Raw genomic sequence first — 24,112 nt, 5'->3', positions numbered from 1 at the left:
ATGCCGAACATGAGCGTTGCTCGCAACAGCCTCCCGGCGGCCGTCGCGCTGGTCCTCGTCGTCGCGTCCGGCCTCTTCGGCGGCGCGCTGGTCACCCGGGTGGGTTATCTGGCGGTGCCCGCCGCGCTCGGCCTCCCCCTCGGGCCACCCGGGCTGCGGCTCGTCCCGCTCGGGGAGACGACCTGGACGGTGACGCTCACCGACAGCGCGGCGGCGCTGGTGCTCGTCGCCGTGGTCGCGCTCGCGCGCGGCGGCTTCTGGCGCACGTGGGGCGCCTTCCTCGCGGGCGCCGTGCTCGCCGATCTGCTGCGGGCCGTCGTGCTCACGCAGACGGCGTCCGTGGGCCTCGGCGCGTACGCCGGATTTCTGGCGGGCGCACTTGTGACCGGGCTGGTAGGGGGCGTCGCGCTCGGCTGGCTCCCCGGCCTGGCCGCCCTGCCACGCGGGAACGACCGCGCGAGGGCCCCCCGGGACACCGTCCCGGAAAGCGTCTGAGAAAGCTCTCGTCGCGCCGGCACGATCGCGCCCGGCGCCCCCCGTGCCCTGCCGCCCGCAGGAGGCGGCCGCCGTCCCCTGCACGGGGCCGCCCGGTCGGCCCGATGACGCACGGAGCTGGACGCCGCTACACCGTCCGGCAGATCGCCGCCCGGCTCGGTGTCGGCCTCGCCCACGCTCTACTGGCATCCCGATCCCGGCCTGCGGTGGCCGTGCTTCGCACGCTGCTACGGGAACCGTGAACCCGCTCGGCCTCTCCCCCGACTGTGAAAGATGACGGGAGGACGAGATGACCGATGAACTGCTGGTGGTCCGCGCTCAATTGGGCGAGCGCGCGGCGCTGACCGAGTTGCTGGCTCGGTGGCGGGTGCCGGTGTGGACATACGTGCGGCGCATGCTGGACGCCGAGCGGGCCGACGACGTGAGCCAGGAGATCTGGCTGGCCGTGGTCCGCTGCCTACCCCGGCTGCGAGAACCCGCCCGGTTCGCGCCGTGGCTGTTCACGATCGCCCGGCGGTCGGTGACGGATCGCCTGCGCGACGAGTACGCCTGGGCCAAGGAGGCGCCAGTGGTGAGCGACGTGGTCGCCGAGGACCCGGCTGAGGCCATGGTGGACCGCGCCGCGCTGGTGAGCTTCCTGTCGGATCTCCCGGTGCTGGAGCGGGAGATTCTCGTCCTGTTCTACCTGGAGGATCTGCCGGTGGAGGAATGTGCGTACATCTGCCAGATCCCGACCGGAACGGTCAAGTCGCGGCTCAACCGCGCCCGTCGTCTGCTGCGTGAGCACCTGGAGGAGAAGGGATACAGGCCATGACCGAAGAGCCACGAATTTCGGAGCAGGAGATGATCGAGCGGCTGGCGCCGGCACTGTCGCGCAGATCGCGGATCGGGGCGGTGGCGGCGCTGGTGGCCGGAACGGCCGGCACGGTGTTCGTGAGCACGTTGTGGTGGTCGGAGCCCGGCCCGCTGCCCGGCAGCACTCACCTGGCGTTCGCGTTGTTCACCGTGTTCTGCCTGGTCTGGGTCGGGTACGGGGGCTGGCTGCTGACACACAGGGTTCCGCTGTTCGCCACTGATCAGGTGATCGCCGCCTGGATCGGCCTGGCCGCCTCGCTCGCCACCACGGCCCTCGTCGCCGCCGTGGCCGTTCAGCGCGGCACCGGGACAGGGGTCGCTCTGGCGGTAGGGGGCCTGTTCGTCGCGGCGGCGCTGGCGCTGGCCGTGCGCGCCCATGCCCGACGGGCCGCGCTGCTGCGCCGCATGCGCGACCTGACCGGCCGGGAGTAGCGGTGAGCTGAGCCGCCCCTCGGCCACGGGGCGAGAGCCCGCCGTGGCGGGCCGCCTCAGCCGAGGGGCGGCTCAGCCGAGGGCCAGCTCGGCGACCCGGCGGGCGAGCAGCCGGGCGGGATCGACGACCGGGACGGGCACGTGGGCGGCGTCCAGGGCCAGGACGATCTCGGTGCACGCGGCGACGACCCGCTCGGCGCCGCGATCCGCGAGAGAGCCGGAGACCTCCTCAAGTGCCCGCCGGTGGGCCGGGCCGGCGGCGCCGCTCTTGACCGCGCCGATGGCCGCCATGACCCGCCGCTGGTCGGGCTCGTCCGGCTCGATGACCGCGACGCCGCGACGCCGCAGCGCGTCCGCGTACAGGCCCGTGCGCAGGGTGCCCGTTGTGGCGAGCACGCCCGCCGCGCGTACGCCGTCGGCGGCGAGGGCGTCGGCGGTGACCTCGATGATGCTGGCCAGTTCCAGCCCGGCCTCGTCCGCGAGGCGGGGGATGAACGCGTGGGCGGTGTTGCAGGGCACCGCGAGCACCTGGCACCCGGCCTGTTTCAGGCCCTCGATGCCGCGTCGCAGGTACGGGGTCGGGTCCTCGCCGTCGCCGATCAAACTCAGGGAGCGGTCGGGGACGCGGGGGTCGCCCCAGATGACGACGGGCACGTGTCCCTGGTCGCAGGTCGCCGGCGTCTCCTCCACGAGCTTGCCGTAGAAGTCGACCGTGGCCGCCGGCCCCATGCCGCCCAGGACACCGACCAGCCGGGGTCCGCTCACCGGCCGCCTCCGGCCAGGCCGCGGGCCCGCCGGGCGCCGCCGAACCGAGTCATCGAGATTCGTCCTCTCCCCCGGGGGCCACAGGTTTCCCGCGTGGTCCCGGAAGCCTTCGCACCGTGCCGGGGGCTCCCCGTGTGGTCCCTCGCGCCGTCGTGAAAGGCCCGTCCGAGCCCGGAAGCCCCGTGCCGGAAGCACGGCGGCGTGCGGCGGGCCGGACGGCCGCCCGCCCAAGAATCCCCCGATAAGGTGATTCCGGCCGTCAGGCGCAGCAAAGCGTCATCGAAAGGGTGATCGTGCAGGATTCCGGCACACAGCCGCCACGGTTGCTGTCGGAGGCCGACCTCGAACTCATCGACGCCCTCCAGATCAACCCGCGCGCGAGCTGGGTGGACGTCGGGGCGGCGATCGGCGCGGACCCGGTGACGGCGGCGCGGCGCTGGCAGCGGCTGAACGCGTCCGGCGAGGCGTGGACCACCGTCGCCCTGGGGCGGCGGCAGATGCACGCGATGAGCGTGGCGTTCCTGGAGATCGACTGCGCGGCCGGAGCGGCGGTCGAGGTGGCCGACCGGCTGGCGGAGGCGGGGCACCTCATCACCGTGCAGCACGTCGCCGCGGACCACGACCTGTTCGCGATCGCCGTGGCCGCCTCGATGCCGGCGCTGGCGGACTACCTGCTCGCCCACCTGCCACGGGTGCCCGGGGTGGCGAAGGTGCGTACGCATGTGGCCACGCGGGTCTTCGACGCCTCGCGCCGCTGGCGGCTGCGCGTGCTGTCCCCGGGCGCCGCGCGCGACCTGGCCCGGCGGCCCGCCGCGCCGGAGCCGTCCGGGCGGATGGACGCGCTCGACCGCCGGCTGTTCGCCGCCCTGCTCGCCGACGGGCGCGCGGGATACTCCGAGCTGGCCCGCGTGGTGGGCACGTCCGAGCGCACGGCGCAGCGCCGGCTGTCCCGCCTGGTCGCGTCCGGCGACATCGACTTCCGCTGCGACCTCGCACGCGCGCACGCGGGCTGGCACTCCTCGGCCGTGATGTGGCTGCGGATGCCGGACGCGCTGCTGGAGGAGACGGGCCGGGCGCTGCTCGACTGGCCGGAGACCCGGACGTGCGCGGCGCTCGCGGGCGCCCGCAACATGCTCCTCACCGTGGGCCTGCACGCCGCGGGCGACCTGCACCCGCTGGTGGTGCGGCTGGAGGAGCGCTTCCCCCACGTCGTCGTCGCCGACCGCCAGATCGTCCTGCGGCAGGCCAAGCTCTACGGCCGGCGTCTCGACCGGTTCGGCCGCTGTACGGGCGTCGTCCCGGTGGACCCGTGGAGCCTGGGAGGCTAGCTAGTCGGCGGGCAGGCCGCTGCGACCGGCGATCGTGCCGAGAACGCTGCGCAGCGCCTTCACCTCCTCGAGCCTGAGACCGTCGGTCAGTTCCGCGTCGAGTTCGGCCGCCGCCCCGGTGCACGCGGCCAGCAACTCCCGGCCCTCCGCCGTAAGCGCGAGTGTCTGCCTGCGCCGGTCGAAGGGATCGCGTTCTCGCCGAACGGCGCCGAGCTCCTCGAGTCGGTCTGCGAGCGACACCACGAGACTGGGCGCCACATTCATGAGTTTGGCGATGTCCAGCTGAGACGTCGCCGTTCCGGCCTCCAGGATCGCCAGCAGCCCCACATGTTTGGGCTTGAGGCCGTGCGCCGCCAGGCGCGCCGAGAAGCGCTCCGTCACCACGGCCCCCAGTGTGCCCAGCCGGAAGGCGAGCGTGGAGGTCAGCTTGACATCGTTCACACTCCGAATGCTACCGTCTCCGCATCGTTCAGAATTCGAATGATTGCGAGAGTGAATATATGTTGGACCCCGCCTCCGTTCAGCTGGTGTTCGCCGACCTGCAGGACGGCATCGTCGAAGCCGCCGCCACCAACCCGGCCTCTTCCATCCGCCGCTCGGTCAAGGTCCTGAACAAACTCGTCACGGCCCTCGACATCCCGTTCACCGTCTCGGCCGCGCCCCGCCCGGGCGGCCCCAGGACGATCGAGGAGGTGCCCGAGTACGAGCCGTACGTGCGCACCGGCCCGTCCTGCTGGGACGACACCGCCTGGCGCGAGGCCGTCCTCGCCACGTCCCGCCCCACCCTCGTGATCTGCGGGGTGACCACGGAGATGGTGGTGCTTCGCACCGCCCTCGACGCGCTCGCGGACGGCATGGCCGTACAGGTCCTGGTGGATGCCTGCGGCGGCATCACCCGCCGCACCGAAGAGGCCGCCCTACGGCAGATCGAGGCGGCGGGTGGCGTGGTGACCTCCGTGGCGAGCTTCGCCACCGCCATGGTGCGCGACTTCACCACACCCACGGGTCGGCAGGTCATCGCCGCCCTGCACGAGTTGCTCTGATCGCCCGGGATTACTCCATCCACAAGAACGGCCTGCGCACCCGGCATGTCGGCGAAGTTATCGAGATCGGTGACGGCGACGTCCTGGACCTGCCCGGGAGCACCTCACCAGCCCAGGTGAGCGAGGCGGTCAGGAAGGGCTGAGACGCCCCTGAGCCAGGCTTCACGACATCGGATCTCCCTGACCTCGAAGTCCATCGCATCCCCTGAGGTGGGGTGCTGCGACGATCACCAGAACGGAAGTCCGGAGGTCAGCGGGGCTCGGGGATCCCTCCGCCGCGCGCCTCCCGGCACAGGCCGGCCCGCAGGACGTCCGCCTCGCGGCGGCCCACCACCTGCAGGTCGCCGACGGCCAGCGCGGGCAGGCCGAGCGCGGACACGACCGACGTGAAGCGGCCGACCTCCCCGCGTACGGCGGCCTCGTCGCACCCGACCCGGGGCGCGGGCCCGCCGAGCGTCGGCGAGATCAGGAGGTCGACGCCGGACATCTCCCCGGAGAAGCGGGCCCGGACGGCCGCGAGTTCCTCGACGGCCCGGCGGTACTCCCGATGGCCGGTCCCGGCGGCGTCCAGCTTGCGTCGCACGCCCTCGCTGTAGCTCGCGGCGGCCCTCGGGTATGTGGCCTCGTGGGTGCGCCGGGCCTGCGCGCCGACGATCGTCCAGTACGGGCTGAGGATGTCGTACGGCAGGGCGATCTCGCGGATCTCGGCACCCAGCTCGGCGAACTCCCCGGCCTGTGCGCACCCTTCGGCCACCCCGATGACCAGCCCCGACAGGGAGGGCGGCAGCTCGACCGCCTCGCCGGTGAGCGCCCGCCACACCTGCGCGCAGTCGGCCACCGACGTGCTCATCGGCCCCACGACGTCGAACATCGGGGCGAGCGGCGCGACCCCTTCGGCGGAGACGGCGCCGGCCCGCGGGCGCAGCCCCACCACGCCGCAGCAGGCGGCCGGGATCCGGACCGAGCCGCCGGTGTCGGTGCCGAGACCGACCCGGGCGATGCCGGCGGCGAGCGCCGCCGCGGTGCCGCCGCTCGACCCGCCGGGCGACAGGTGCGGGTGCCGCGGGTTGCGCACGTCGCCCCAGTGCGGGTTCTCGCTCGTGATGCCCCAGGCGAACTCGTGCTGGTTCGTCTTGCCGACCAGCAGCCCTCCCGCCCGTTCGAGCAGCTCGACGCAGGGCGCGGTGGTCAGCGCCTCCTCGCCGCCGTACAGGGCGGAGCCGCGGGTCGTGGGAAGCCCGGCGACATCGATCATGTCCTTCACCACGAACGTCCAGGCCCACAGTTCGGCCGAGACGGCGGGCGCCGGAACGTCGTGACGGGCGAGCCGGTCGATCACCGGCTCGGGGCCGGTCTCGATGAGGATGTTGTGCCCGTCGTGGCGGCGTATCGCCTCGGCGGACCGCGCGATCGCCGCCTCGCGCTCCGCCATCACCTGGGCGGCCCCGGCCTCCGCCGTCTCGCGTTCCATGGTCGGGGACCTCCTCGCACCGCCGGACGGCGCGGCCGGTGCGACGGGTCGCCCGTCCGGCCGCGCTCACGATCCGGCAAATGCTGACATATCCCCCGTTGCGCGTCGACCCCCGCGCTCCGCCGTACGCGGTCAGACCGCGAGCGCGTCGAGCAGCACGCGCAGGCGGGCGGTCTCGCGCTCGGGGCGGACGAGGGCGAAGATGCTGCGGCTGGTGTTCAGCCACGGCACGTCGGCGACCACGACCTCCGGGCCGTGCCCGCGCAGCGCGAGGTCGGGGACGAGCGCCGCGCCCAACCCGGCCCCGATCATCGCCATCGTGATCTTGAAGTCGTCGGAGTGGCCCGCGACACGAGGGTGCAGGCCCCAGCGGGCGAACACGCTGTCGAAGAAGGTGGCGTCGCTGCTGCCCGGGTGGTGCATGATCCACGGCAGGTCCACGAGCTGCTCGGTGCGGTGGGGCGACAGATCGGGCCAGCAGCTCGGGAGCACGACCTTGTAGCGGTCCTCGGCGATCCAGCGACGCCCCAGCGCCGACGGCCATGAAAGGCCGGAGTTCCCCACCTGGTAGACGATCGCCGCGTCCATCTCGCCGCCGGCGTTCAGGCGCGGGATGAGCTGGGACGACTCGGCCACAGTGACTCTGATGCCGGCCCGGTCTCGCGGCTCCATCCCCCGCAGGACGCCGGTCAGCACGTCGGTGAAGCTGGGGAAGATGCCGAGGTGGAGCTGCCGCTCGCTGTTCCGGTGCACCGCCCGGACGGTCGTGACCATCCGCTCCATGTCGGCGAGGACGATCTGCGCGTGCCTGGCCAGCACCTCGGCGGCGCTGGTGGGCAGCACGCTGTGCGCGGAGCGCTCGAACAGCTTCACGCCGATCTGCCGCTCCAGTGCGGCCATCTGCTGCGAGACAGCCGACGCCGTGTACCCGAGCCGGTTCGCCGCGGCGGCGAACGAACCGAGCTGGACCACCTCACGAAGAGTGCGCAGATGCTCCGGCTTGAGCATTAGCACTCCTTACTCTCAGGGCTGCCAAATGTCGTGTTTATAGCGCTTCCGCCTTCTTTTCGCCACTCCTACAGTGATGGCCACCGTTCCTCGAACCCCTTTGAGAGTCACATGAGCATTCGCGTGTACCGCAACGCCGCCATCCACACCGGAGAGGTCGGCGCCCCGCCGGCCCAGGCCATGGCCGTGGACGGCGAGTTGCTGATCGCCGTCGGCACCGAGGCAGAGGTGCGTGCGGCCGCGGGCCCGGGTGCGGAGCTGATCGACCTGGATGGCGCCGCGGTGCTGCCCGGTCTGTACGACGCGCACATCCACACCGCGCAGTACGCCCAGAGCCTCGGCGCGGTCGACCTGCGCGACGTGCGCTCGCTGGACGAGGCCCTCGCCATGGTGAAGGCGCACGCGGCTCGGCTGCGGCCGGGCGCCTGGCTGTTCGGCGGCCGGTGGAACAGCAACACCTGGAACCCGCCGGCCCAGCCGGACCGGTACGCGCTGGACTCGGTCTGCCCGGACATCCCGGTCGCGCTGCCCAACGTGGACGGCCACACGGTGTGGGCCAACTCGGCCGCGCTGCGGCTGGCCGGCATCGACGCGAGCACGCCGGACCCGGTGGGCGGCGAGATCGTCAGGGACGCGAGCGGGGAGCCCACCGGCATCCTGCGCGAGGCGGCCTCGTACCCGCTGCGCGCCCTCATGGTCTCCCCCGACCTGCGCGACCTGCTGCGCGCCGCGCAGGAGGAGTTGCTCGGGCTCGGTCTGACCAGCGTCCACGACATCGACGGTGAGGACTGCCGGGCCGCCTACCTGGGGCTGCGCGACGCCGGCGAGCTGAAGCTGCGCGTCCACAAGGCGATCCCGATGGTCCACCTGGAGCGGGCCATCGCCGAGGGCCGCCGCACCGGGCAGGGCGACGACTGGGTCCGCACCGGACCGGTGAAGATCTTCAGCGACGGCGCCCTCGGCTCGCACACCTGCCACATGAGCGAGTCCTTCGCCGGCGAGCAGGGCAACACCGGCATCGCGGTCACGCCGTACGAGGATCTGGTCGCGCTGTTCTCCCGCGCGGCGGGGGCCGGCATCGCGGTGGCCACGCACGCCATCGGCGACCGGGCCAACCACCTGGTCCTCGACGCGTACGAGGCGCTGGGCCACACGCCGGGCCTGCGGCACCGCATCGAGCACGCCCAGCACCTGCGCCCGGACGACCTGTCCAGGATGGCGCGGCTGGGCGTCGTCGCCTCGATGCAGCCGGTCCACTGCACCAGCGACATCGACCTGGTCGACTCTTTGCTGGCCGGTCACGAGCTGGCCTCCTACGCCTGGCGCGGGATGCTGAACGTCGGCGTCGCGCTGGCCTTCGGCTCCGACGCGCCCGTCGAGCACCCCAACCCCTTCGCCGCGCTGTACGCCGCGGTGACCCGCACCCGGACCGACGGCACCCCCGTCGGCGGGTGGCAGCCGGAGCAGCGGCTGAGCATGGCCGAGGCCGTCACCGCCCACACCCTGGGCGCGGCCTACGCCGCGGGCGAGGAGGAGCGCAAGGGTCTCCTCACGCCCGGCAGACTCGCCGACTTCATCGCGGTGGACACCGATCCCTACCGGGAGTCGCCCGAGGCGGTGCTGCGCACCAAGGTCCTGACCACCGTCGTCGGCGGCGATGTCCGCTGGCGGCGTATCTGAAGGAGCACCTCCCTCTTGAACACCCGGATCCTCACCACGCTCGCCGTCGGCGGGCTGCTCACCGCTACCGCCGCCTGCGGCGCCCAGTCCCTCGACAGCGGCGACTCCGACGCGGCGGCCTCGGCGCCGGCCGTCGTCCTCGACCAGGCGCCGGCCGAGGAGAAGGCGGCCGACGTCATCAACGCCATCACCCCGGACGAGGAACTGGCGGCGAAGGCGCCGGCGAGCCTGAAGTCCGGCGGCCTGAAGGTCGTCTCCTCGATCGGCTACCCGCCCATGGAGCTGTACGCGAGCGACGGCACGACGGCGATCGGCTTCGACCCCGCCCTGGCGCGCGCCATCGCGAGAAAGCTCGGCGTCAAGGTGACCATCACCGACGAGGAGTTCAACTCGCAGATCCCCGGCGTGCTCACCGGCCGGTACGACTTCGTCATCTCCTCGATGAGCGACACGCCGGAACGGCAGGGCCAGGTCACGTTCGTCGACTACGTGCAGGCCGGCGCCGCGCTGCTGGTCAAGAAGGGCAACCCGGCGGGCATCAACGGGCCGAAGGACCTGTGCGGCAAGACGGTCTCCGTCGTCGACAACGGCTCCTCGATGGAGCTGGCCGAGAGCTACGACGCCGCCTGCAAGAAGGACGGCAAGCCCGCCGTGGACATCCTGAAGTTCCCCGGCGACACGGAGGCCATGCTCCAGGTGGGCAACGGCCGCGCCAAGGCGAGCGTCACCGACTACGTGGTCGCCGCGTACAAGGCGGCCGACCCCAAGCTCGAGATGGAGGCGATCACCCTCGACGGCACCGCGAGCCCCTGGGGGATCGGGATGAAGCCGGACAACACCCAGCTCATCGACTCCGTCAAGGGCGCGCTCGACTCCCTCATCAAGAGCGGCGAGTACGGCAAGCTCCTCAAGGCGTGGAACCTGGACGCGCTGGCCGTCGATTCGGCCGTCGTCAACGGCGGTAAGTGACGTGCGCACCGAACCGATCGCCGGCCCGTCCGGCGCACCGGTCCCCGTCGCACGCACCTGGCACTGGGGCCGCTGGCTCGCCGCGGCCGTCGCGCTCGCGGTCGCCGGCTGGCTGGTCTACCTGGTCGTGGTCAACCCGCATCTGGACTGGGGCAAGGTCGCCGAGTACCTGTTCAACGACCGGATCCTGTCCGGCGTCTGGGTCACCATCGAGATCTCCGTGCTGGCGACGGCCCTCGGGCTGGTGCTCGGCGTCCTGGTCGCGGTCATGCGCCTGGCGCACAACCCGGTGCTGAGCGGGCTGGCCACCTTCTACATCTGGTTCTTCCGCGGCACGCCGGTGCTGGTGCAGCTCATCTTCTGGTACAACCTGGCGTTCCTCTTCCCCGAGCTGGTGCTCAAGATCCCGTTCACCATGATCGGCCTCAAGTGGGACACCAACCAGGTGATGACCGGCTTCACCTCGGCGATGCTGGGGCTGGGGCTGAACCTGGCGGCCTACTTCGCCGAGACCGTACGCGCCGGGATCCAGGCGGTGGACCGCGGCCAGACCGAGGCGGCGTACGCGCTGGGCATGACGCCGGCCAAGCGGATGCGGGTGATCGTGCTGCCGCAGGCGCTGCGCATCATCATCCCGCCGACCGGAAACGAGTTCATCTCCATGCTCAAGACCACCTCGCTGGTCTACGTGGTCGCCGGGCACGACCTGATGACCAACGCCAGCCAGATCTACAAGGCGAACAACCGGATCATGGAGCTGCTGATCGTGGCGAGCGTCTGGTACATGGTCATGACGGCCGTGGCGACCTTCCTGCAGGGGCGGCTGGAGCGCCGCTTCGGCTCCGACGCCGTACGGCTGGTGCGCGGCGGCGGCATGGCGGCCCGGGTTCTGCCGAAGGTGGCCGCGTGAAGCCCGGCGTGGAGTCCGTGGAGTCCGTGGAGTCCGGCGTGGAACCCGGCGCGGAGCCGGTCGTGCTGGCCTCGGACGTCCGGATGGGCTACGGCGGCGTGCAGGTGCTCAACGGAGTGGACTTCGCCGTGGCACCCGGCGAGGTGAGCTGCGTCATCGGCCCGTCGGGGTCGGGCAAGTCCACGTTCCTGCGGTGCATCAACGGGCTGGAGCCGGTGCTCGGCGGCAGCCTGCGGGTGCTCGGGGAGGAGGTCGGCCACACGCTGCGCGACGGCAGGTACCACCCCTGGACGCCCAAGGAGTTCGCCGCCTTCCGCAAGAACATCGGCATGGTGTTCCAGCGGTTCAACCTCTTCGCGCACCAGAGCGCGCTGGAGAACGTGGCCTGCGGCCCGGTCCACGTGCTGGGCACCCCGCCGGACCGGGCGCGGACGCTGGCGATGGAGCACCTGGACCGGGTCGGCCTGGCCGACCACGCGCACAAGCGGCCCCACCAGCTCTCCGGCGGGCAGCAGCAGCGCGTCGCCATCGCCAGGGCGCTGGCGATGAACCCGGCGCTGATGCTGTTCGACGAGCCGACCTCCGCGCTCGACCCGGAGCTGGTCGACGAGGTCCTCGAGGTCATGAAGGGCCTGGCCTCCGAGGGGATGACGATGGTCGTGGTGACCCACGAGATCGCCTTCGCCCGGGAGGTCGGCGACCGGCTGACCTTCTTCGCCGACGGCGTCGTGGTCGAGCGGGGCCGGCCGCGCGAGCTTCTCGCCGCCCCGGCCCACGAGCGCACCCGGGCGTTCCTGTCCAGCGTGCTCGGCTCCGAGGACGACCGTTCGTAGGGTGAATGCCCGGCCGATCGCGCCGCTTCTAAAGTGAAACAGGTTCTATTACGCTCTGTTTCCATGCGGTTCACCTATGCCGAGGCCATGACCGACCCGTCGTACTATCTCCCGCTCGCCCGGGCCGCCGAAGCGGCGGGCTACGCGAGCTTCACCGTGGCGGACTCCCTCGTCTATCCGAAGGAGTCCGCCACGAGCTATCCCTACACCTCCGACGGCGACCGGGAGTTCCTGGAGGACAAGAGCTTCATCGAGACGTTCATCCTGGTCGCGGCGCTGGGAGCGGCGACCTCGACGATCCGGTTCACCCCGTTCGTGCTCAAGCTGCCGATCCGCCCGCCGGTGCTGGTCGCCAAGCAGGCGAGCTCGATCGCGTACCTGACCGGCAACCGGCTGGCCCTCGGCGTCGGGCTCAGCCCGTGGCCGGAGGACTTCGCGGTGATGGGCGTGCCGTGGGCGCGCCGCGGCAGGCGGATGGACGAGGCCATCGAGGTGGTGCGCGGCCTGACGAGCGGCGACTACTTCGAGTACCACGGCGAGTTCTACGACCTGCCGCCGGTGAAGATGTCGCCGGCCCCCACCGAGCCGATCCCGATCCTGGTCGGCGGGCACAGCGAGGCGGCGCTGCGCCGGGCCGCCCGCCTCGGCGACGGCTGGATGCACGGCGGGGGCGACGCCGAGGAGCTGGACGCGCTGCTGGCCAGGCTGGCCGCGGCGCGCGCGGAGGAGGGCACGACCGACCGCCCCTTCGAGATCCACGCGATCTCCTACGACGCGTACAGCGTGGACGGGGTGAAGCGGCTGGCCGACAAGGGCGTCACCGACCTGATCGTCGGCTTCCGGTCGCCGTACATCAAGGGTCCGGACACCGAGCCGCTGGCCAGGAAGATCGAGCGCCTTGAGCGCTTCGCGGAGTCGGTGATCGCCAAAGTCACCCCTTAACCCAGAAACGAGAACACGTTACAGTCCCGGGTATGACCGATTCCACGGCAGTCACCTGGGAAGCGCCGGACCCTGACCACGCCGACCACCCCGCGCGCCGGGCCGCGCGGTCCTCCATGGCCGCGGTCACCGCGGGACGCAGGGCGGAATGGCTGGGGCTGTTCGCCCCCGGCGCCCTCGTGGAGGATCCCGTCGGCCCCTCGCCGCTCGATCCCGAAGGCAAGGGGCACCGCGGCCACGAGGAGATCGGGAGGTTCTGGGACGCCTACGTCGGCTCGGTGCGCGAATACCGCTTCCACGTCAGGGACTCCTTCGCCAACGGGCCCTGCTGCGCCAACGTCGCCTCCATCGTCATGACGATGGACGGCGGCGCGACCATGACGGTCGACTGCGTGATCATCTACACCGTCGACGAATCCGGGGCGATCACGTCGCTCCGCGCCCACTGGGAGCCGGACCGGGCGATGGCCACCCTGACCGCCCCCTGAGGCAACGCCCCGGTCGCCGGGGCGCGGGAGACGGCGCCGCCGGGAGGCGGCGCGGCGGGGTGCGGGGCGAGGCCGCACCGCCGGAGAACGGCCGGGTCGGAGGGCGGGCCCACCATGCCCTCGTCCCGGTCTGACCAGGGGATTCATCAGCGAACATCGGACGCGGGGGCCCTATGCACTAAACCAAGCGCTTGCTACGCTCCGCCCATGGTGTCCACAATCGTCTGGGGTACCGGCAACGTGGGCCGTGCGGCCATCCGCGCCGTCGAGGCCCATCCGGCACTGGAACTCACGGCAGTGCTCGTCAACAATCCCGACAAGGTCGGCCGCGACGCGGGTGAACTCGGCGGGCTCGACCATCGGCTGGGCATCACGGCGACCGACGACGTCGACGCGGTGCTGGCCGCCCGACCCCGCGCCGTGGTGTACGCGGCGTCCGGGGACATCCGCCCCGACGACGCCCTCGCCGACATCGTCCGGGCGATCCGGGCCGGGGCCGTGGTCGTCACGCCCTCGCTGTACGCGCTCTACGACCAGCGCAACGCCCCGCCCGAGCTGCGGGAACCGGTGCTGGCCGCGGTCGCCGAGGGCGGCGGCTCCCTGTTCGTCTCCGGCGTCGACCCCGGCTGGGGCAACGACGTGCTCCCCCTGCTCATCAGCGGTCTCGGCGCGACGGTGGACGTGATCCGTTGCCAGGAGATCTTCGACTACACCACCTACGACCAGCCCGACTCGGTCCGCTATCTCGTCGGCATGGGCCAGCCGATGGACTACGAGCCGCCGATGATCGCGCCGACGGTCCCGACCATGGTGTGGGGCGGGCAGGTGCGGATGATGGCCCGCGCCCTCGGCGTCGAACTCGACGAGATCCGCGAGACCCTGGAGCGGCGCCCGCTCGACGCCACGGTCAGCACCAGGTCGATGGGCGACTTCGAGGCCGGCACCCAGGGCGCGGTCAGGTTCGAGGTGCAGGGCATCGTCGAGGGCGAGCCCCGCATCGTGATCGAGCACATCACCCGCATCCACCCGTCCTGCGCGCCGGACTGGCCGTCGCCGCCCGACGGCGAGGGGGCACACCGGGTGATCATCGAGGGCCGTCCGCGCATCGAGGTCACGGTCGAGGCCTCCGACGAGGGCGGCAACCGGTCCGCGGGCGGGAACGCCACCGCGGTCGGCCGGCTGGTGAACGCCATCGACTGGCTCGTGGAGGCGCAGCCGGGGCTCTACGACGCGCTCGACATCCCGCTGCGCCCCGCGGTCGGCAGGCTCGGAAGGAAGCGATCATGAGAGTCGACGTCCCGGACGGCAAGGACCCGATCCAGTACGTGTGGGGCGAGATGGTCCCCGGCATCGGGCCCGCCGCCTCCAACTTCTCCCTGGCGGTGTACGCGCACACGACCCTCGGGCTGCGCGAGTTCGAGGCCGCGCGGCTGCGGATCGCACAGCTCAACGGGTGCCTCTTCTGCCTCGACTGGCGGACGGAACGCGACGGGCAGAAGGTCGAGGAGGAGTTCGCCGACGCGGTGACCCACTGGCGCACCACCGACGCCTTCGACGACCGCACCCGGCTGGCCGCCGAGTACGCCGAGCGGTACGCGCTCGATCACCACGGTCTCGACGACGAGTTCTGGAACCGGATGACCGCGCACTACAGCCAGCCCGAGATCGTCGAGCTGACCATGTGCATCGGCTCCTGGCTGACGTTCGGCCGGCTCAACCGGGTGCTGGGCCTCGACGCCGTCTGCGTGCTGCCCGGCGGCGGCCCCTCCCCCTCCGGCAAGCCGTAGCCACCTCATGGCACTCCGGACGAACACCCCCCATTCGCAAGACGCGAACCCCCTTTGGTCGAGAGTGAGGACCACAGATGAGTGACAGCACGCCGGTCGGGTCGGCCTCCTCGGGCGTCTCCCGACGCGGATTCATCGCCGGGGCCGGTTCCCTCCTGGGAGTCATGGCCCTCGGCGGCCGCGCCCCCGCCTGGGCGCAGACCATCGCCGCGACCGCTCCGATCGCCAGCGGGGCTCACGTGCCGGCCCTGGTGATCGGCACCGGATACGGCGGCTCGGTCGCCGCGCTGCGCCTCGCCCAGGCGGGCGTCGACGTCCACATGGTCGAGATGGGCATGGCCTGGGACACCCCCGGCAGCGACGGCAAGATCTTCTGCAACACGCTCTCGCCGGACAACCGGTCGTACTGGCTGCGCACCCGGACGAAGGCGCCGCTCAACTACTTCCTCGGCTTCCCGATCGACCGGGACATCTCCCGTTACACCGGGATCCTGGACGCCGAGGAATTCAGCGGCATCACGGTCTACCAGGGCCGCGGCGTCGGCGGCGGTTCCCTGGTCAACGGCGGCATGGCGGTCACGCCCAAGCGGGAGAACTTCGGCGCCATCCTCCCGACGGTCAACCCCGACGAGATGTACGACATCTACTACCCGCGCGCCAACGCGGGGCTCGGGGTCGGCACCGTCGACCCGGCCTGGTTCGACTCCACCGACTGCTACCAGTACGCCCGGGTCGGCCGTAAGCACGCCCAGCGCTCCGGGTTCCCGTTCGTCTTCGTGCCCGACGTGTACGACTGGGACTACATGAAGCAGGAGGCGGCCGGCACCGTCACCAAGTCGGCGCTGGCCGGCGAGATCCTCTACGGCAACAACTACGGCAAGAAGTCGCTGCAGAAGACGTACATCGCCCAGGCCACGGCCACCGGCCGGGTCACCATCTCGCCGCTGCACAAGGTCGTCTCGGTCGCCCCGGCGTCCGGCGGCGGCTACACGGTCGTCATCGACCAGATCAACACCAGCGGCGAGACCACGACCACCAAGACCGTGACCGCGGACCGGGTGTTCTTCGCCGCCGGCAGCGTCGGCACCAGCAAGCTGCTGGTCAAGCTGAAGGCCACCGGCATGCTGCCCAACCTGAACAACGAGGTCGGCAAGGGCTGGGGCGACAACGGCAACGTCATGTGCGGCCGCGCCAACCACATCTGGGACCCGACCGGCTCCCTGCAGTCGTCCATCCCCTGCGGCGGCATCGACAACTGGGCCGCGGGCGGCGCGTTCGCCGAGGTGGCGCCGCTGCCCACCGGGATCGAGACCTTCGCCTCGTTCTATCTGTCGATCACCAAGAACCCGAACCGCGCCGAGTTCTCCTGGAACCCGGCCACGGGCAAGGTCGACCTGAACTGGCAGCAGTCCTGGAAGCAGCCCGCCATCGACATGGCCAAGACGATCTTCGACAAGATCAACTCCAAGGAGGGGACGATCTACCGGACCGACCTCTTCGGCATCTACAAGATCTGGGGCGACCACCTCACGTACCACCCGCTGGGCGGCGCGGTCCTGGGCAAGGCCACCGACAACTACGGCCGCCTCGTCGGCTACCCCGGCCTGTACGTCATCGACGGCGCGCTGATCCCCGGCAACACCAGCGTCAACCCGTTCGTCACCATCACGGCGCTCGCGGAGCGCAACATCGAGAAGATCATCGCCACCGACCTGTAGGGCCGTACGCGGAGGGCCGGCCACGCACGGTCGGCCCGCCGCACTCACCGGGACCCGCCGGGTCACACGGGCCTGCGGCGTCGGAGGATCGCCGACGCGGGAAGCAGGACGGCCAGGGCCAGGCACAGCCAGGCGAACCAGTCGCCCGCCCACGTGTAGAGCGTGCGGACGGCGCCCGTGCCGACGGTCGCGGTGAGCACCGTCGGCACGCGACCCGTGGTCGCGGTCTCGGCGCGGACCCGGCCGTACGGATCGCTCACCGTCAGGTTCCCGTTCGCCGCGCTGCGCACGGCCCAGAACCCGTTCTCGACGCCGCGCAACACGGTCGTCCGCGCGTGCTGCCATCCGTCGAGGTCGAAGTCCCAGGCGGGCAGCATCATGACCCGCGCGCCCTCGCGCCGGTACGCGCGGGCCAGGTCGGGGAAGTCCAGGTCCTTGCAGATCGCCACACCGGTCCCGGCGCGGAGGAACATCCGGTCACCGGGCTCGTACGGCTCCACCCCGGGCACCATGTGCTGCTTGCGGTACACGCCCGGCTCGCCTCCTCCGGCCGGGAAGAACATCGCGGTGTTGTGGTTGGCGTCGGTCACGATCACGCCCGCGACGACGTCCATGCGCCGCTCGCGGGCCAGCGCCGCGAGCGGGCGGGAGATCAGGGGAAGGTCCGCCGCCGTCGTCACGAATCCGCCTTCCGGCAGGACCACGGCGTCGGTCCCGGGCGGCAGCGCGCGCACCCGTTCCAGCACCTCGCGGAGACGTTCCCGGCCACGCGGCGTGTCGATGGGCGCCCAGTCGTCCTGCTGCCGGGAGGCGAGCAACGCGACCTTCCCTTCCGCGCCGTACGGCGCGGCCAGGGCGAGCCGTACGGCTCCGCCGACCGCGACGACGAGCAGCAGCGTCAACGCGGTAGCCGCGACCCGCCAGGGCCGACCCCCCGCCTGCCGCCGGGCCTCTCGCCGCGCGTTCCGCCGGGGCGCGGCGGAGGCGGCCAGCGCCGCCGGGACGGCCGTCACCAGGAACGAGATCCCCCACCCGCCGGTCAGCGCGGCGAGCTGGACCACCGGCAGGACCCCGGCCTGCGTGTGCGCGAGGCTCCAGATCGCGCCGTTCGGCGTGAGGGTCGCGACGAGGTACTCGGCGCTCACCCAGACGGCGGGCACGACCGCCGCCGCCGACCACAGGCGGCCGCGCCGTACCAGTGCCCGGAAGAGCAGGACGGCCAGGGCCGCGACCAGCGCGGACACGACGACCGTCAGCAGCGCGACCGGAAGCGGCGCCTCCATCCGGTCCCGCTGGAGCTCCCACATGGTCGTCCCGCCCACGGCCCACGCCGCCACCGCCGCGAGGCACGCGCGGACACCGGTCGTCCGCGGCGCGATCAGCAGCACCGGCAAGGGCGCCACCCAGGTGAGCCACGGGATCGGATGCAGACCCGTGCCGAAGTGGAGCAACCCCGCCGAGAGCGCCACGCATGCGACGAGCACCCCCAGATCACCGACCCGGCGCGCGCCGCCGAGCCCGCGGGGACGACCGTCTTCCGGACCTCCAGTGCCGGAACAGTTGGTTCCCGGACGAGCGCTTTCAGAACCGCTGGTTCCCGGACGGTCGGTGCCGGAATGGCTGATATCTGGACGGATGGAATCTGGATACATACGACGGCCTCCTCGCGAATCGCCGTCGATGCTGCCCGCGAAGGGGTGCCGCCCGGATCGCCGCCGCGAGTGAATCCCGGCTCACTCCTGCGATGGAGACCCCGGGACGGCCAGCCCCGACTCGTACGCGAAGACGACGGCCTGGGCGCGGTCGCGCAGGCCGAGCTTGGTCAGCAGGTTGCTCACGTGGGTCTTCACCGTGTGCTCGCTGACCACCAGCTCGGCGGCGATCTCGGCGTTCGACAGGCCGCGCGCGACCTGCGCCAGCGTCTCGCGCTCCCGGACGGTCAGCTCGTCGAGCCTGGCCTTCAGGCGGGGTACGGCGTGGCCGCCCCGCGCCAGCGTCTCGATCAGTCGCCGGGTCACCGTCGGCGCGAGCAGCCCCTCCCCCGCGGCGACCACCCGGACCGCGCGGACCAGTTCGTCGCGATGCGCGTCCTTGAGCAGGAACCCGCTCGCGCCCGCGCTCAACGCCGCGTACACGTACTCGTCCAGGTCGAACATGGTCAGCATGAGCACGCGGGAGGACGAAGCGGCGCGGATCCGCCGCGTCGCCTCGACGCCGTCCATGGTGGGCATCCGGATGTCCATCAGCACGACGTCCGGCTGGAGTTCGGCCGCCGCGCGAACCGCTTCCACGCCGTCGGACGCCTCGCCGACCACGGTGATGTCCGGCTGCGCGTCCAGGATCATGGAGAAGCCGCCGCGGAACAGGTCCTGGTCGTCGGCGACGAGGACGCGCAGCATCAGCCGGCCGCCTCTCCGGACGGCTTCCGGACCGGAAATGTCGCCTCGACGGCGAACCCGCCGACCCGTCCCGGCCCCGCCCGGAAGGTGCCGCCGCAGGCGGTGACCCGCTCCCGCATCCCGATCAGCCCGTGCCCTCCGCCCGGACCGTGTCCCTCCCCGCCATCGCCGGGGCCGCGGCCGTCGTCGGCCGCCTCAACCCGCAGCGCGTCCGGCGACCAGTCGAGCACGACCTCGGCCCTGGAGGCTCCCGCGTGGCGCAGCGTGTTGGTGAGCGCCTCCTGTACGAGCCGGTACGCCGCCACCTCGGCCTCCGGCGGAAGCGGGCGCGGCGTGCCGCGCGACTCGACGGTCACCGCCAGGCCCACCCGGCCGACCCGCTCCGCGAGGTGTCCCAGCGCGCCGAGTCCGGGCGGCGGTTCGGCGGGGTCGGGCACCGTGGCGCGGAGCACGCCGAAGATGTGCCGGAGCTGGCCGATCGCCTCCCGGCCCGTCCGGCCGATCATCTCGAACGCCGTCTCGGCCCGTTCGGGTCGGTCCCGTACCATGAGCGCGCCCGCCTCGGCCTGGACGACCATCATGCCGACGGAGTGGGTCAGGATGTCGTGCATGTCGCGAACGATCCGGGTTCGCTCCCGCGCGGCGGCGGCCGCGCTCTCCTCCTCCAGCCTGCGAGCCCGTTCGCGCAGCGCGGTGATCTCGGCCGAGCGGGCCCGCGCCCCCATGCCCAGCGCGTACGCGGTGGCGAACGCCATGCCGAGGTAGCCGAAGGACTCCGGCGGCTCCCCCGGGACGATCAGGGACACCGACAGGGATCCGGCCCAGCAGGCGACGGCCGCGAGCTGCCGGCGCAGCGGGCTGCGCACCGCCACCGTGTACGTCGCCACCAGCGCTCCGTACGGCAGCGGCGGCATGGCCTGCTCCAGCGACAGCGCGGTCGTCGCCACTCCCACCAGGAGAGCGACGGACATGGGCGCGCGCCGCCTCCACAGCAGCGGCGCGGAGGCGGCGACGGCCGACACCACGCCGAGCCACCCGGCGGACGCCCAGGTCACCTGGGGCCACAGCGTGGCGACCAGCACGAGCGTGGCGATCCCGGCGTCGATCGCGTGCGGTCCCGGGCGGCGCTGTCCGGTCCGCCGGAACGGAAGCGTGAATATCAGTGACACGAGGCTCCCTGAACGTTCTCGCTCCCGAGTATCGATCACCACCCATCGTGCGGGTACGCCCGATCGCGACCGGGTGCCGCCAGCGGCTCCCTCCTGCGTGCCTACCTCAGCGATCAACACCGCAGCCTGAGTGGGAAAGGCGATCCGCTCATCGATAACGAGATCATCGACTTCTACCACCAGGGCCTTGAGCAGGTGCCGAGCAGAGCGCTGGTCGTGGCAGCGATCCGGCGCCTGGAGTCCGAGCCGGGCGTCCTCGGCTTCTCCTCCCACATACTGGTCATCGCCGACGAAGTCCCCGCGGGGAAGGAGGAGCGGTGAACTCCGAGCGAACCAACAGGCTCATCCACGAGGTCTCCGCCTGGATCGACAACTCACCTGACAACCAGGGACGGGACCGCGAGGCCCTGCTGTGGGGCAGGGTGGCCAAGGTCACGGAGGAGGCCGGCGAGGTGATCGAGAAACTCGTCGGGATGACCGGCCAGAACCCGCGCAAGGGCCGATCGGCCACGCGGGCGGACGTCGAGTACGAACTCCTGGACGTCGCGCTGACCGCCCTGGCGGCGTTGGCCCACCTGCGCGCCGACGATCCGCACCCGCCCGACCTGCTCGGCCTCCTCGCCCGGCATGTCGAGGTCGTCGCCCGGCGGGCGGACCTTCTCTGAAGGATGAGGGCGTAGGAAACCCCCTGGTCCGAAGTGCGGGTGTTCAGGATCTCCGCCAGTTGAGGGCGAGCCGGAGGCGGGCCCGTTGGTCGGCGTCCGTCAGGTCGGCGTCGAGCAGCCCGGCGACGCGGGCACGCGCGGGCTGCCGGTGACGGCCCGGCCCTCCCCGTCCAGCAGCGCCGCCCCCGTTGACGGCGTCCTTCCCCTGAACAGCACGGCCGGGCGCCTTAAGCGGGACCTTAAGGACATCGGAAGGAGACCCTAAGGGCGGCCCGGCAATGTGGGTCTCGTCGGAAGCCGATCCACGAGACCCTGAGAGGGCAGCCATGACGCAGACCGCCGAGTTCGAGATCGTCCGTGACTTCGCCGCGCCGCGCGAGCAGGTGTACGCCGCCTGGACCCGCCCCGAGCGCTTCGCCCGCTGGTTCGGGCCGCGGATCTTCACCACCCCGGCCGACCGGGTCATGCTGGACGTCCGCCCGGGCGGCGCCTGGCAGGCCACGCTGGTCGGCGACGAGGGGTTCGAGGTCGCGCTGCAGGGCGTCTACCGCGAGGTCGCCGGGCCGGGACGGCTGGTCTTCACCACCGGCGACCCGGACAACCCCGGCGACGGCCCCGCCTCGGTGGTCACGCTGACCCTCGACGAGCACGCGGACGGCACCACGATGCGGTTCCACCAGTTCGGGGTCAACACCGACGCCGAGCACGCCGAGCAGTCCAAGGCGGGCTGGCTGGAGTTCTTCGACCGGCTGGCCGAGCACCTGGCGGTTCAGGCCACGTCGTCGAAGGTCAGCGCGCGGCCGTGAGCGTGCGCGGCGGCGTACGCCTCCTCGCCAAGCACGTCCCTGGCCCGGTCGGCGATCCGGCGCACCTCGGCCTCCTCCGAGTGGGAGGCCGGGGTGCCGTGCGCCAGCCTGGCCGCGGCGGCGAGGCCGAGCAGCCGCGCGCACTCGTCCGGCGGCGACGCGGCCGCGAGCCCCTCCACCGTCAGCGCCGTCGAGCGGGGGTCGCCGATCCTCCTCGCCGCCGCGAACGCCTCCAGGAACAGGGCGCGGGCCTCCTCGACGTCGCCGCGTGACTCGTGGACGAAACCCAGCTCGACCAGGGCGGTGGGCAGGAACAGCGGGGGCTCGCCGTCCCGCGGCACGCCGTCGAGCATGCCGTTGATGTGCCGCTCGGCCTCCTCCAGCCGGCCCGCCCTGCGGGCGGCGTAGCCGTACCCCATCTCGGCGAAGATCCGGCCCTCCCGGTAGCCCCGTCCGACGGCCAGCCGCAGCGCGCGGCCGGAGTGCTCCATCGCGGACGCGTAGTCGCCGGTGTTCATCGCGATCCAGCCCAGCCACGACAGCCGCCGCACGGTCTCCGCCCACAGGCCGAGCTCCTCGGCCGTCCGCAGGTCCTCGGCGAACAGCCGGGCGGCCCGCTCGTAGTCGGCGCGGATCTCGCTCAGCCCGGCGAGCCACTCGGTGGCCTGCAGACGGCCCCAGCCGTCGCCCAGCTCACGGAACAGCCGGGCGCTCTCCCCGCCGTCGCGTTCCAGGGCGTCCAGATCGCGTACGGTGAAGGCGTCGCGGGCCTGCCTGCTCAGCGCGGCCGCCACACCCCAGGTGTCGCCGACCTCGCGGAAGGTCGCGAGCGCCTTCTCGACGAGCACCCGCGCGGACGGCACGTCGGTCAGCCCCAGCGCGACGAACCACTCGGCCCTGGCCCGGTCGCCGGGGTCGGCGATGTCCAGGGCCGGCTCCCAGTCGGCGTCCTCGCCCAGCAGCAGGGCGAACCCGGCGTGCCAGGCGCGGGCCCGCGCCCGGTCGGCGGCGGGCGCGTCGCCGTCGGCGGCCAGCGCCGCCTCCAGCGCCCGGCGCGCCTCGCCGAACCGGCCGCGCAGGAACCAGTACCAGGCCAGCGCGTTCACCGTACGCAGGGCGACGGCGGCCGGGGCGGCGTCGAGAGCGGCCCGCAGGTTCGCGGCCTCGACGTCCAGCCGCCGCAGCCAGCGTCCCTGCTCGGGTCCGCGCAGGTGCGCCTCGGCCCGTACGGCGAGCGCCGCGTAATGGTCGGCGTGCGCCCGCCGTACCCGCTCGACCTCGCCCGCGTCGTCCAGCCGGCGCTCGCAGTACGCGGCCACCGACTCCAGCAGCCGGTACCGCACGCCGGACGGGCCGTCCGCGACCACCACGAGCGACCGGTCGACCAGCCGGGCCAGCACGTCGAGCACGTCGATCCCGGGTTCGGCGCACACCGCCTCCGCCGCCTCCAGCGCGCAGCCGTCGGCGTGCGCGGCCAGGCGGCGCAGCACCACCCGCTCGGCCTCGGTGAGCAGCGTCCAGCTCCAGTCGATCACCGCCGTCAGCGTCTGCTGGCGCGCCGGGGCGCCGCGCTGGAACCCGGCCAGCAGCCGGAACCGGTCGTCCAGCCGGTTCACCAGTTCGTGGACGCCGAGCGCCCTGACCCGGGTCGCGGCCATCTCCAGCGCCAACGGGATGCCGTCCAGCCTGCGGCAGAGCTGCGCGACCGCCTCGGCGTTCCCGTCGTCGAGGGTGAACCCCCGGGCGGACGCGGTCGCCCGGGCCATGAACAGCCGGACCGAGCCGGCCCGCGCCACCGCCGCCGGGTCCGACCCGTCCGGAAGTTCCAGCGTGGGTACGCTCCAGAGCGCCTCGCCGGCCACGTTCAGCGGCTCGCGGCTGGTCGCCAGGATCCGCAGGCCGGGCGCGGCGCGCAGCAGCACCTCGACCAGCTCGGCGGCCTGGTCGATCACGTGCTCGCAGTTGTCGAGCACCAGCAGCAGCCGCCGGTCGCGCAGCGCGTCCACGAGCCGTTCCCTGGGCGCGGCGCGGTCGCCGCGGATGTCGAGCGCGACGAGCACGGCCTCGGCCAGGGACGGCGTCCGCCGGTCGTAGGCGGCGAGCTCGACCAGCCACGCGCCGTCCGGGTGGGCGCCGACCAGCCGCCTGCCGACGTCCAGGGCCAGGCTGGTCTTCCCCACGCCTCCCGGGCCGGTGAGCGTGACCAGCCGGCCCGTCTCCAGCAGCGCGCGCACCTCGTCCACCGCGCCGTCGCGTCCGATCAGATCGCCGACGGCGGCGGGCAGGTTCGTCGGCGGGCGCGCGGGCGCGCCGCTCAGCGCCGGGTCCTGGCGCAGCATCCGCGCGTAC

General features: G+C 72.5%; 24 protein-coding genes. 16 read left to right on the top strand and 8 right to left on the bottom strand.

Going from position 1 to position 24,112, the window contains the following annotated elements; all coding sequences use genetic code 11:
* Window positions 1-9: 9 nt before the first annotated feature.
* The 3 genes from AWQ68_RS38820 to AWQ68_RS38810 all read left to right on the top strand — a co-directional run bounded on the left by AWQ68_RS38820 (window position 10) and on the right by AWQ68_RS38810 (window position 1,782).
* Entirely contained in the window at window positions 10-495 is a 486-nt protein-coding gene (locus tag AWQ68_RS38820; RefSeq protein ID WP_157546445.1) for a hypothetical protein, read from the top strand.
* 289 nt (window positions 496-784) lie between these two features.
* A complete protein-coding gene (locus AWQ68_RS38815) occupies window positions 785-1,309 on the top strand; it encodes an RNA polymerase sigma factor (protein WP_066951292.1) in 525 nt (174 codons plus the stop codon).
* Complete coding sequence (locus AWQ68_RS38810; RefSeq protein ID WP_066951289.1) at window positions 1,306-1,782, top strand: hypothetical protein; 477 nt, start codon at window positions 1,306-1,308, stop codon at window positions 1,780-1,782. Before AWQ68_RS38815 ends, AWQ68_RS38810 begins: the two co-directional genes overlap by 4 nt.
* A 72-nt stretch (window positions 1,783-1,854) precedes the next feature.
* Here the strand turns inward: AWQ68_RS38810 and cuyB are convergent, their stop codons facing one another.
* Entirely contained in the window at window positions 1,855-2,547 is a 693-nt protein-coding gene (cuyB, locus tag AWQ68_RS38805; protein ID WP_066951287.1) for a cysteate racemase, read from the bottom strand.
* Window positions 2,548-2,834: 287 nt separating this feature from the next.
* Here cuyB and AWQ68_RS38800 point away from each other — a divergent pair, with 287 nt between their 5' ends.
* On the top strand, window positions 2,835-3,875 hold the full coding sequence (locus tag AWQ68_RS38800; protein WP_084464889.1) for an Lrp/AsnC family transcriptional regulator: 1,041 nt from the start codon (window positions 2,835-2,837) through the stop codon (window positions 3,873-3,875).
* On the opposite strand, the gene AWQ68_RS38795 is transcribed toward AWQ68_RS38800, so the two are convergent.
* Entirely contained in the window at window positions 3,876-4,316 is a 441-nt protein-coding gene (locus tag AWQ68_RS38795) for a MarR family winged helix-turn-helix transcriptional regulator (protein WP_066951281.1), read from the bottom strand.
* Between the two features lie 59 nt (window positions 4,317-4,375).
* Between AWQ68_RS38795 and AWQ68_RS38790 the strand changes: the two genes are divergently transcribed.
* Window positions 4,376-4,918 carry an isochorismatase family protein gene (locus AWQ68_RS38790; RefSeq protein ID WP_218007231.1) on the top strand — a complete coding sequence of 181 codons (543 nt, stop codon included), beginning with the start codon at window positions 4,376-4,378 and terminating at the stop codon, window positions 4,916-4,918.
* Window positions 4,919-5,168: 250 nt separating this feature from the next.
* Here AWQ68_RS38790 and AWQ68_RS38785 read toward each other — a convergent pair whose 3' ends face one another.
* Both AWQ68_RS38785 and AWQ68_RS38780 read right to left on the bottom strand, forming a co-directional pair.
* The gene (locus tag AWQ68_RS38785) at window positions 5,169-6,389 is read right to left on the bottom strand and encodes an amidase (RefSeq protein ID WP_066951278.1); all 1,221 of its coding nucleotides are present in this window, start codon (window positions 6,387-6,389) and stop codon (window positions 5,169-5,171) included.
* Window positions 6,390-6,521: 132 nt separating this feature from the next.
* Window positions 6,522-7,397, bottom strand: a complete 876-nt coding sequence (locus AWQ68_RS38780; RefSeq protein WP_066951276.1) for a LysR family transcriptional regulator — start codon at window positions 7,395-7,397, stop codon at window positions 6,522-6,524.
* A 111-nt stretch (window positions 7,398-7,508) separates the two neighbouring features.
* Between AWQ68_RS38780 and AWQ68_RS38775 the strand changes: the two genes are divergently transcribed.
* The 9 genes from AWQ68_RS38775 to AWQ68_RS38735 all read left to right on the top strand — a co-directional run bounded on the left by AWQ68_RS38775 (window position 7,509) and on the right by AWQ68_RS38735 (window position 16,724).
* A complete protein-coding gene (locus AWQ68_RS38775; protein ID WP_066951273.1) occupies window positions 7,509-9,077 on the top strand; it encodes an amidohydrolase in 1,569 nt (522 codons plus the stop codon).
* 15 nt (window positions 9,078-9,092) lie between these two features.
* Complete coding sequence (locus AWQ68_RS38770; protein ID WP_066951271.1) at window positions 9,093-10,046, top strand: ABC transporter substrate-binding protein; 954 nt, start codon at window positions 9,093-9,095, stop codon at window positions 10,044-10,046.
* Between the two features lies 1 nt (window position 10,047).
* Complete coding sequence (locus AWQ68_RS38765) at window positions 10,048-10,956, top strand: amino acid ABC transporter permease (protein ID WP_066951269.1); 909 nt, start codon at window positions 10,048-10,050, stop codon at window positions 10,954-10,956.
* An 83-nt stretch (window positions 10,957-11,039) separates the two neighbouring features.
* Window positions 11,040-11,789, top strand: coding sequence for an amino acid ABC transporter ATP-binding protein (locus AWQ68_RS38760; RefSeq protein ID WP_066951313.1), 750 nt, complete (start codon window positions 11,040-11,042; stop codon window positions 11,787-11,789).
* Window positions 11,790-11,852: 63 nt separating this feature from the next.
* Complete coding sequence (locus tag AWQ68_RS38755) at window positions 11,853-12,731, top strand: TIGR03619 family F420-dependent LLM class oxidoreductase (RefSeq protein ID WP_066951266.1); 879 nt, start codon at window positions 11,853-11,855, stop codon at window positions 12,729-12,731.
* A 32-nt stretch (window positions 12,732-12,763) separates the two neighbouring features.
* Window positions 12,764-13,219 (top strand): nuclear transport factor 2 family protein, encoded by a 456-nt coding sequence (locus AWQ68_RS38750; protein ID WP_066951264.1) that lies wholly within the window; start codon window positions 12,764-12,766, stop codon window positions 13,217-13,219.
* Window positions 13,220-13,426: 207 nt separating this feature from the next.
* Window positions 13,427-14,506, top strand: coding sequence for an NAD(P)H-dependent amine dehydrogenase family protein (locus tag AWQ68_RS38745; RefSeq protein ID WP_066951261.1), 1,080 nt, complete (start codon window positions 13,427-13,429; stop codon window positions 14,504-14,506).
* A complete protein-coding gene (locus AWQ68_RS38740) occupies window positions 14,503-15,006 on the top strand; it encodes a carboxymuconolactone decarboxylase family protein (protein ID WP_066951258.1) in 504 nt (167 codons plus the stop codon). The genes AWQ68_RS38745 and AWQ68_RS38740 overlap by 4 nt, the downstream gene beginning before the upstream one ends.
* Window positions 15,007-15,083: 77 nt before the next feature.
* Window positions 15,084-16,724, top strand: coding sequence for a GMC oxidoreductase (locus AWQ68_RS38735; RefSeq protein WP_066951256.1), 1,641 nt, complete (start codon window positions 15,084-15,086; stop codon window positions 16,722-16,724).
* 62 nt (window positions 16,725-16,786) lie between these two features.
* Here AWQ68_RS38735 and AWQ68_RS38730 read toward each other — a convergent pair whose 3' ends face one another.
* The 3 genes from AWQ68_RS38730 to AWQ68_RS38720 form a co-directional block, all read right to left on the bottom strand.
* Entirely contained in the window at window positions 16,787-18,208 is a 1,422-nt protein-coding gene (locus AWQ68_RS38730) for a nitrilase-related carbon-nitrogen hydrolase (protein ID WP_084464887.1), read from the bottom strand.
* A gap of 249 nt (window positions 18,209-18,457) precedes the next feature.
* A complete protein-coding gene (locus AWQ68_RS38725) occupies window positions 18,458-19,123 on the bottom strand; it encodes a response regulator (RefSeq protein WP_066951253.1) in 666 nt (221 codons plus the stop codon).
* A complete protein-coding gene (locus AWQ68_RS38720) occupies window positions 19,123-20,292 on the bottom strand; it encodes a sensor histidine kinase (protein WP_066951251.1) in 1,170 nt (389 codons plus the stop codon). Before AWQ68_RS38720 ends, AWQ68_RS38725 begins: the two co-directional genes overlap by 1 nt.
* 317 nt (window positions 20,293-20,609) lie before the next feature.
* On the opposite strand from AWQ68_RS38720, the gene AWQ68_RS38715 reads away from it, so the two are divergent.
* Both AWQ68_RS38715 and AWQ68_RS38705 read left to right on the top strand, forming a co-directional pair.
* A complete protein-coding gene (locus AWQ68_RS38715) occupies window positions 20,610-20,957 on the top strand; it encodes a nucleoside triphosphate pyrophosphohydrolase family protein (protein WP_066951249.1) in 348 nt (115 codons plus the stop codon).
* Window positions 20,958-21,283: 326 nt separating this feature from the next.
* Window positions 21,284-21,763: an SRPBCC family protein gene (locus tag AWQ68_RS38705; RefSeq protein WP_066951243.1), complete on the top strand. Its 480-nt coding sequence runs from the start codon at window positions 21,284-21,286 to the stop codon at window positions 21,761-21,763.
* On the opposite strand, the gene AWQ68_RS43870 is transcribed toward AWQ68_RS38705, so the two are convergent.
* The coding region (locus AWQ68_RS43870) for an ATP-binding protein (RefSeq protein ID WP_066951241.1) at window positions 21,727-24,112 on the bottom strand (2,386 nt) is incomplete at its 5' end. The two genes, AWQ68_RS38705 and AWQ68_RS43870, sit on opposite strands and share 37 nt — an antisense overlap.

Source organism: Microtetraspora fusca (genome assembly GCF_001570365.1).
GTDB lineage: Bacteria > Actinomycetota > Actinomycetes > Streptosporangiales > Streptosporangiaceae > Microtetraspora > Microtetraspora fusca.
This window is presented reverse-complemented; position numbering and strand designations above follow the sequence as displayed.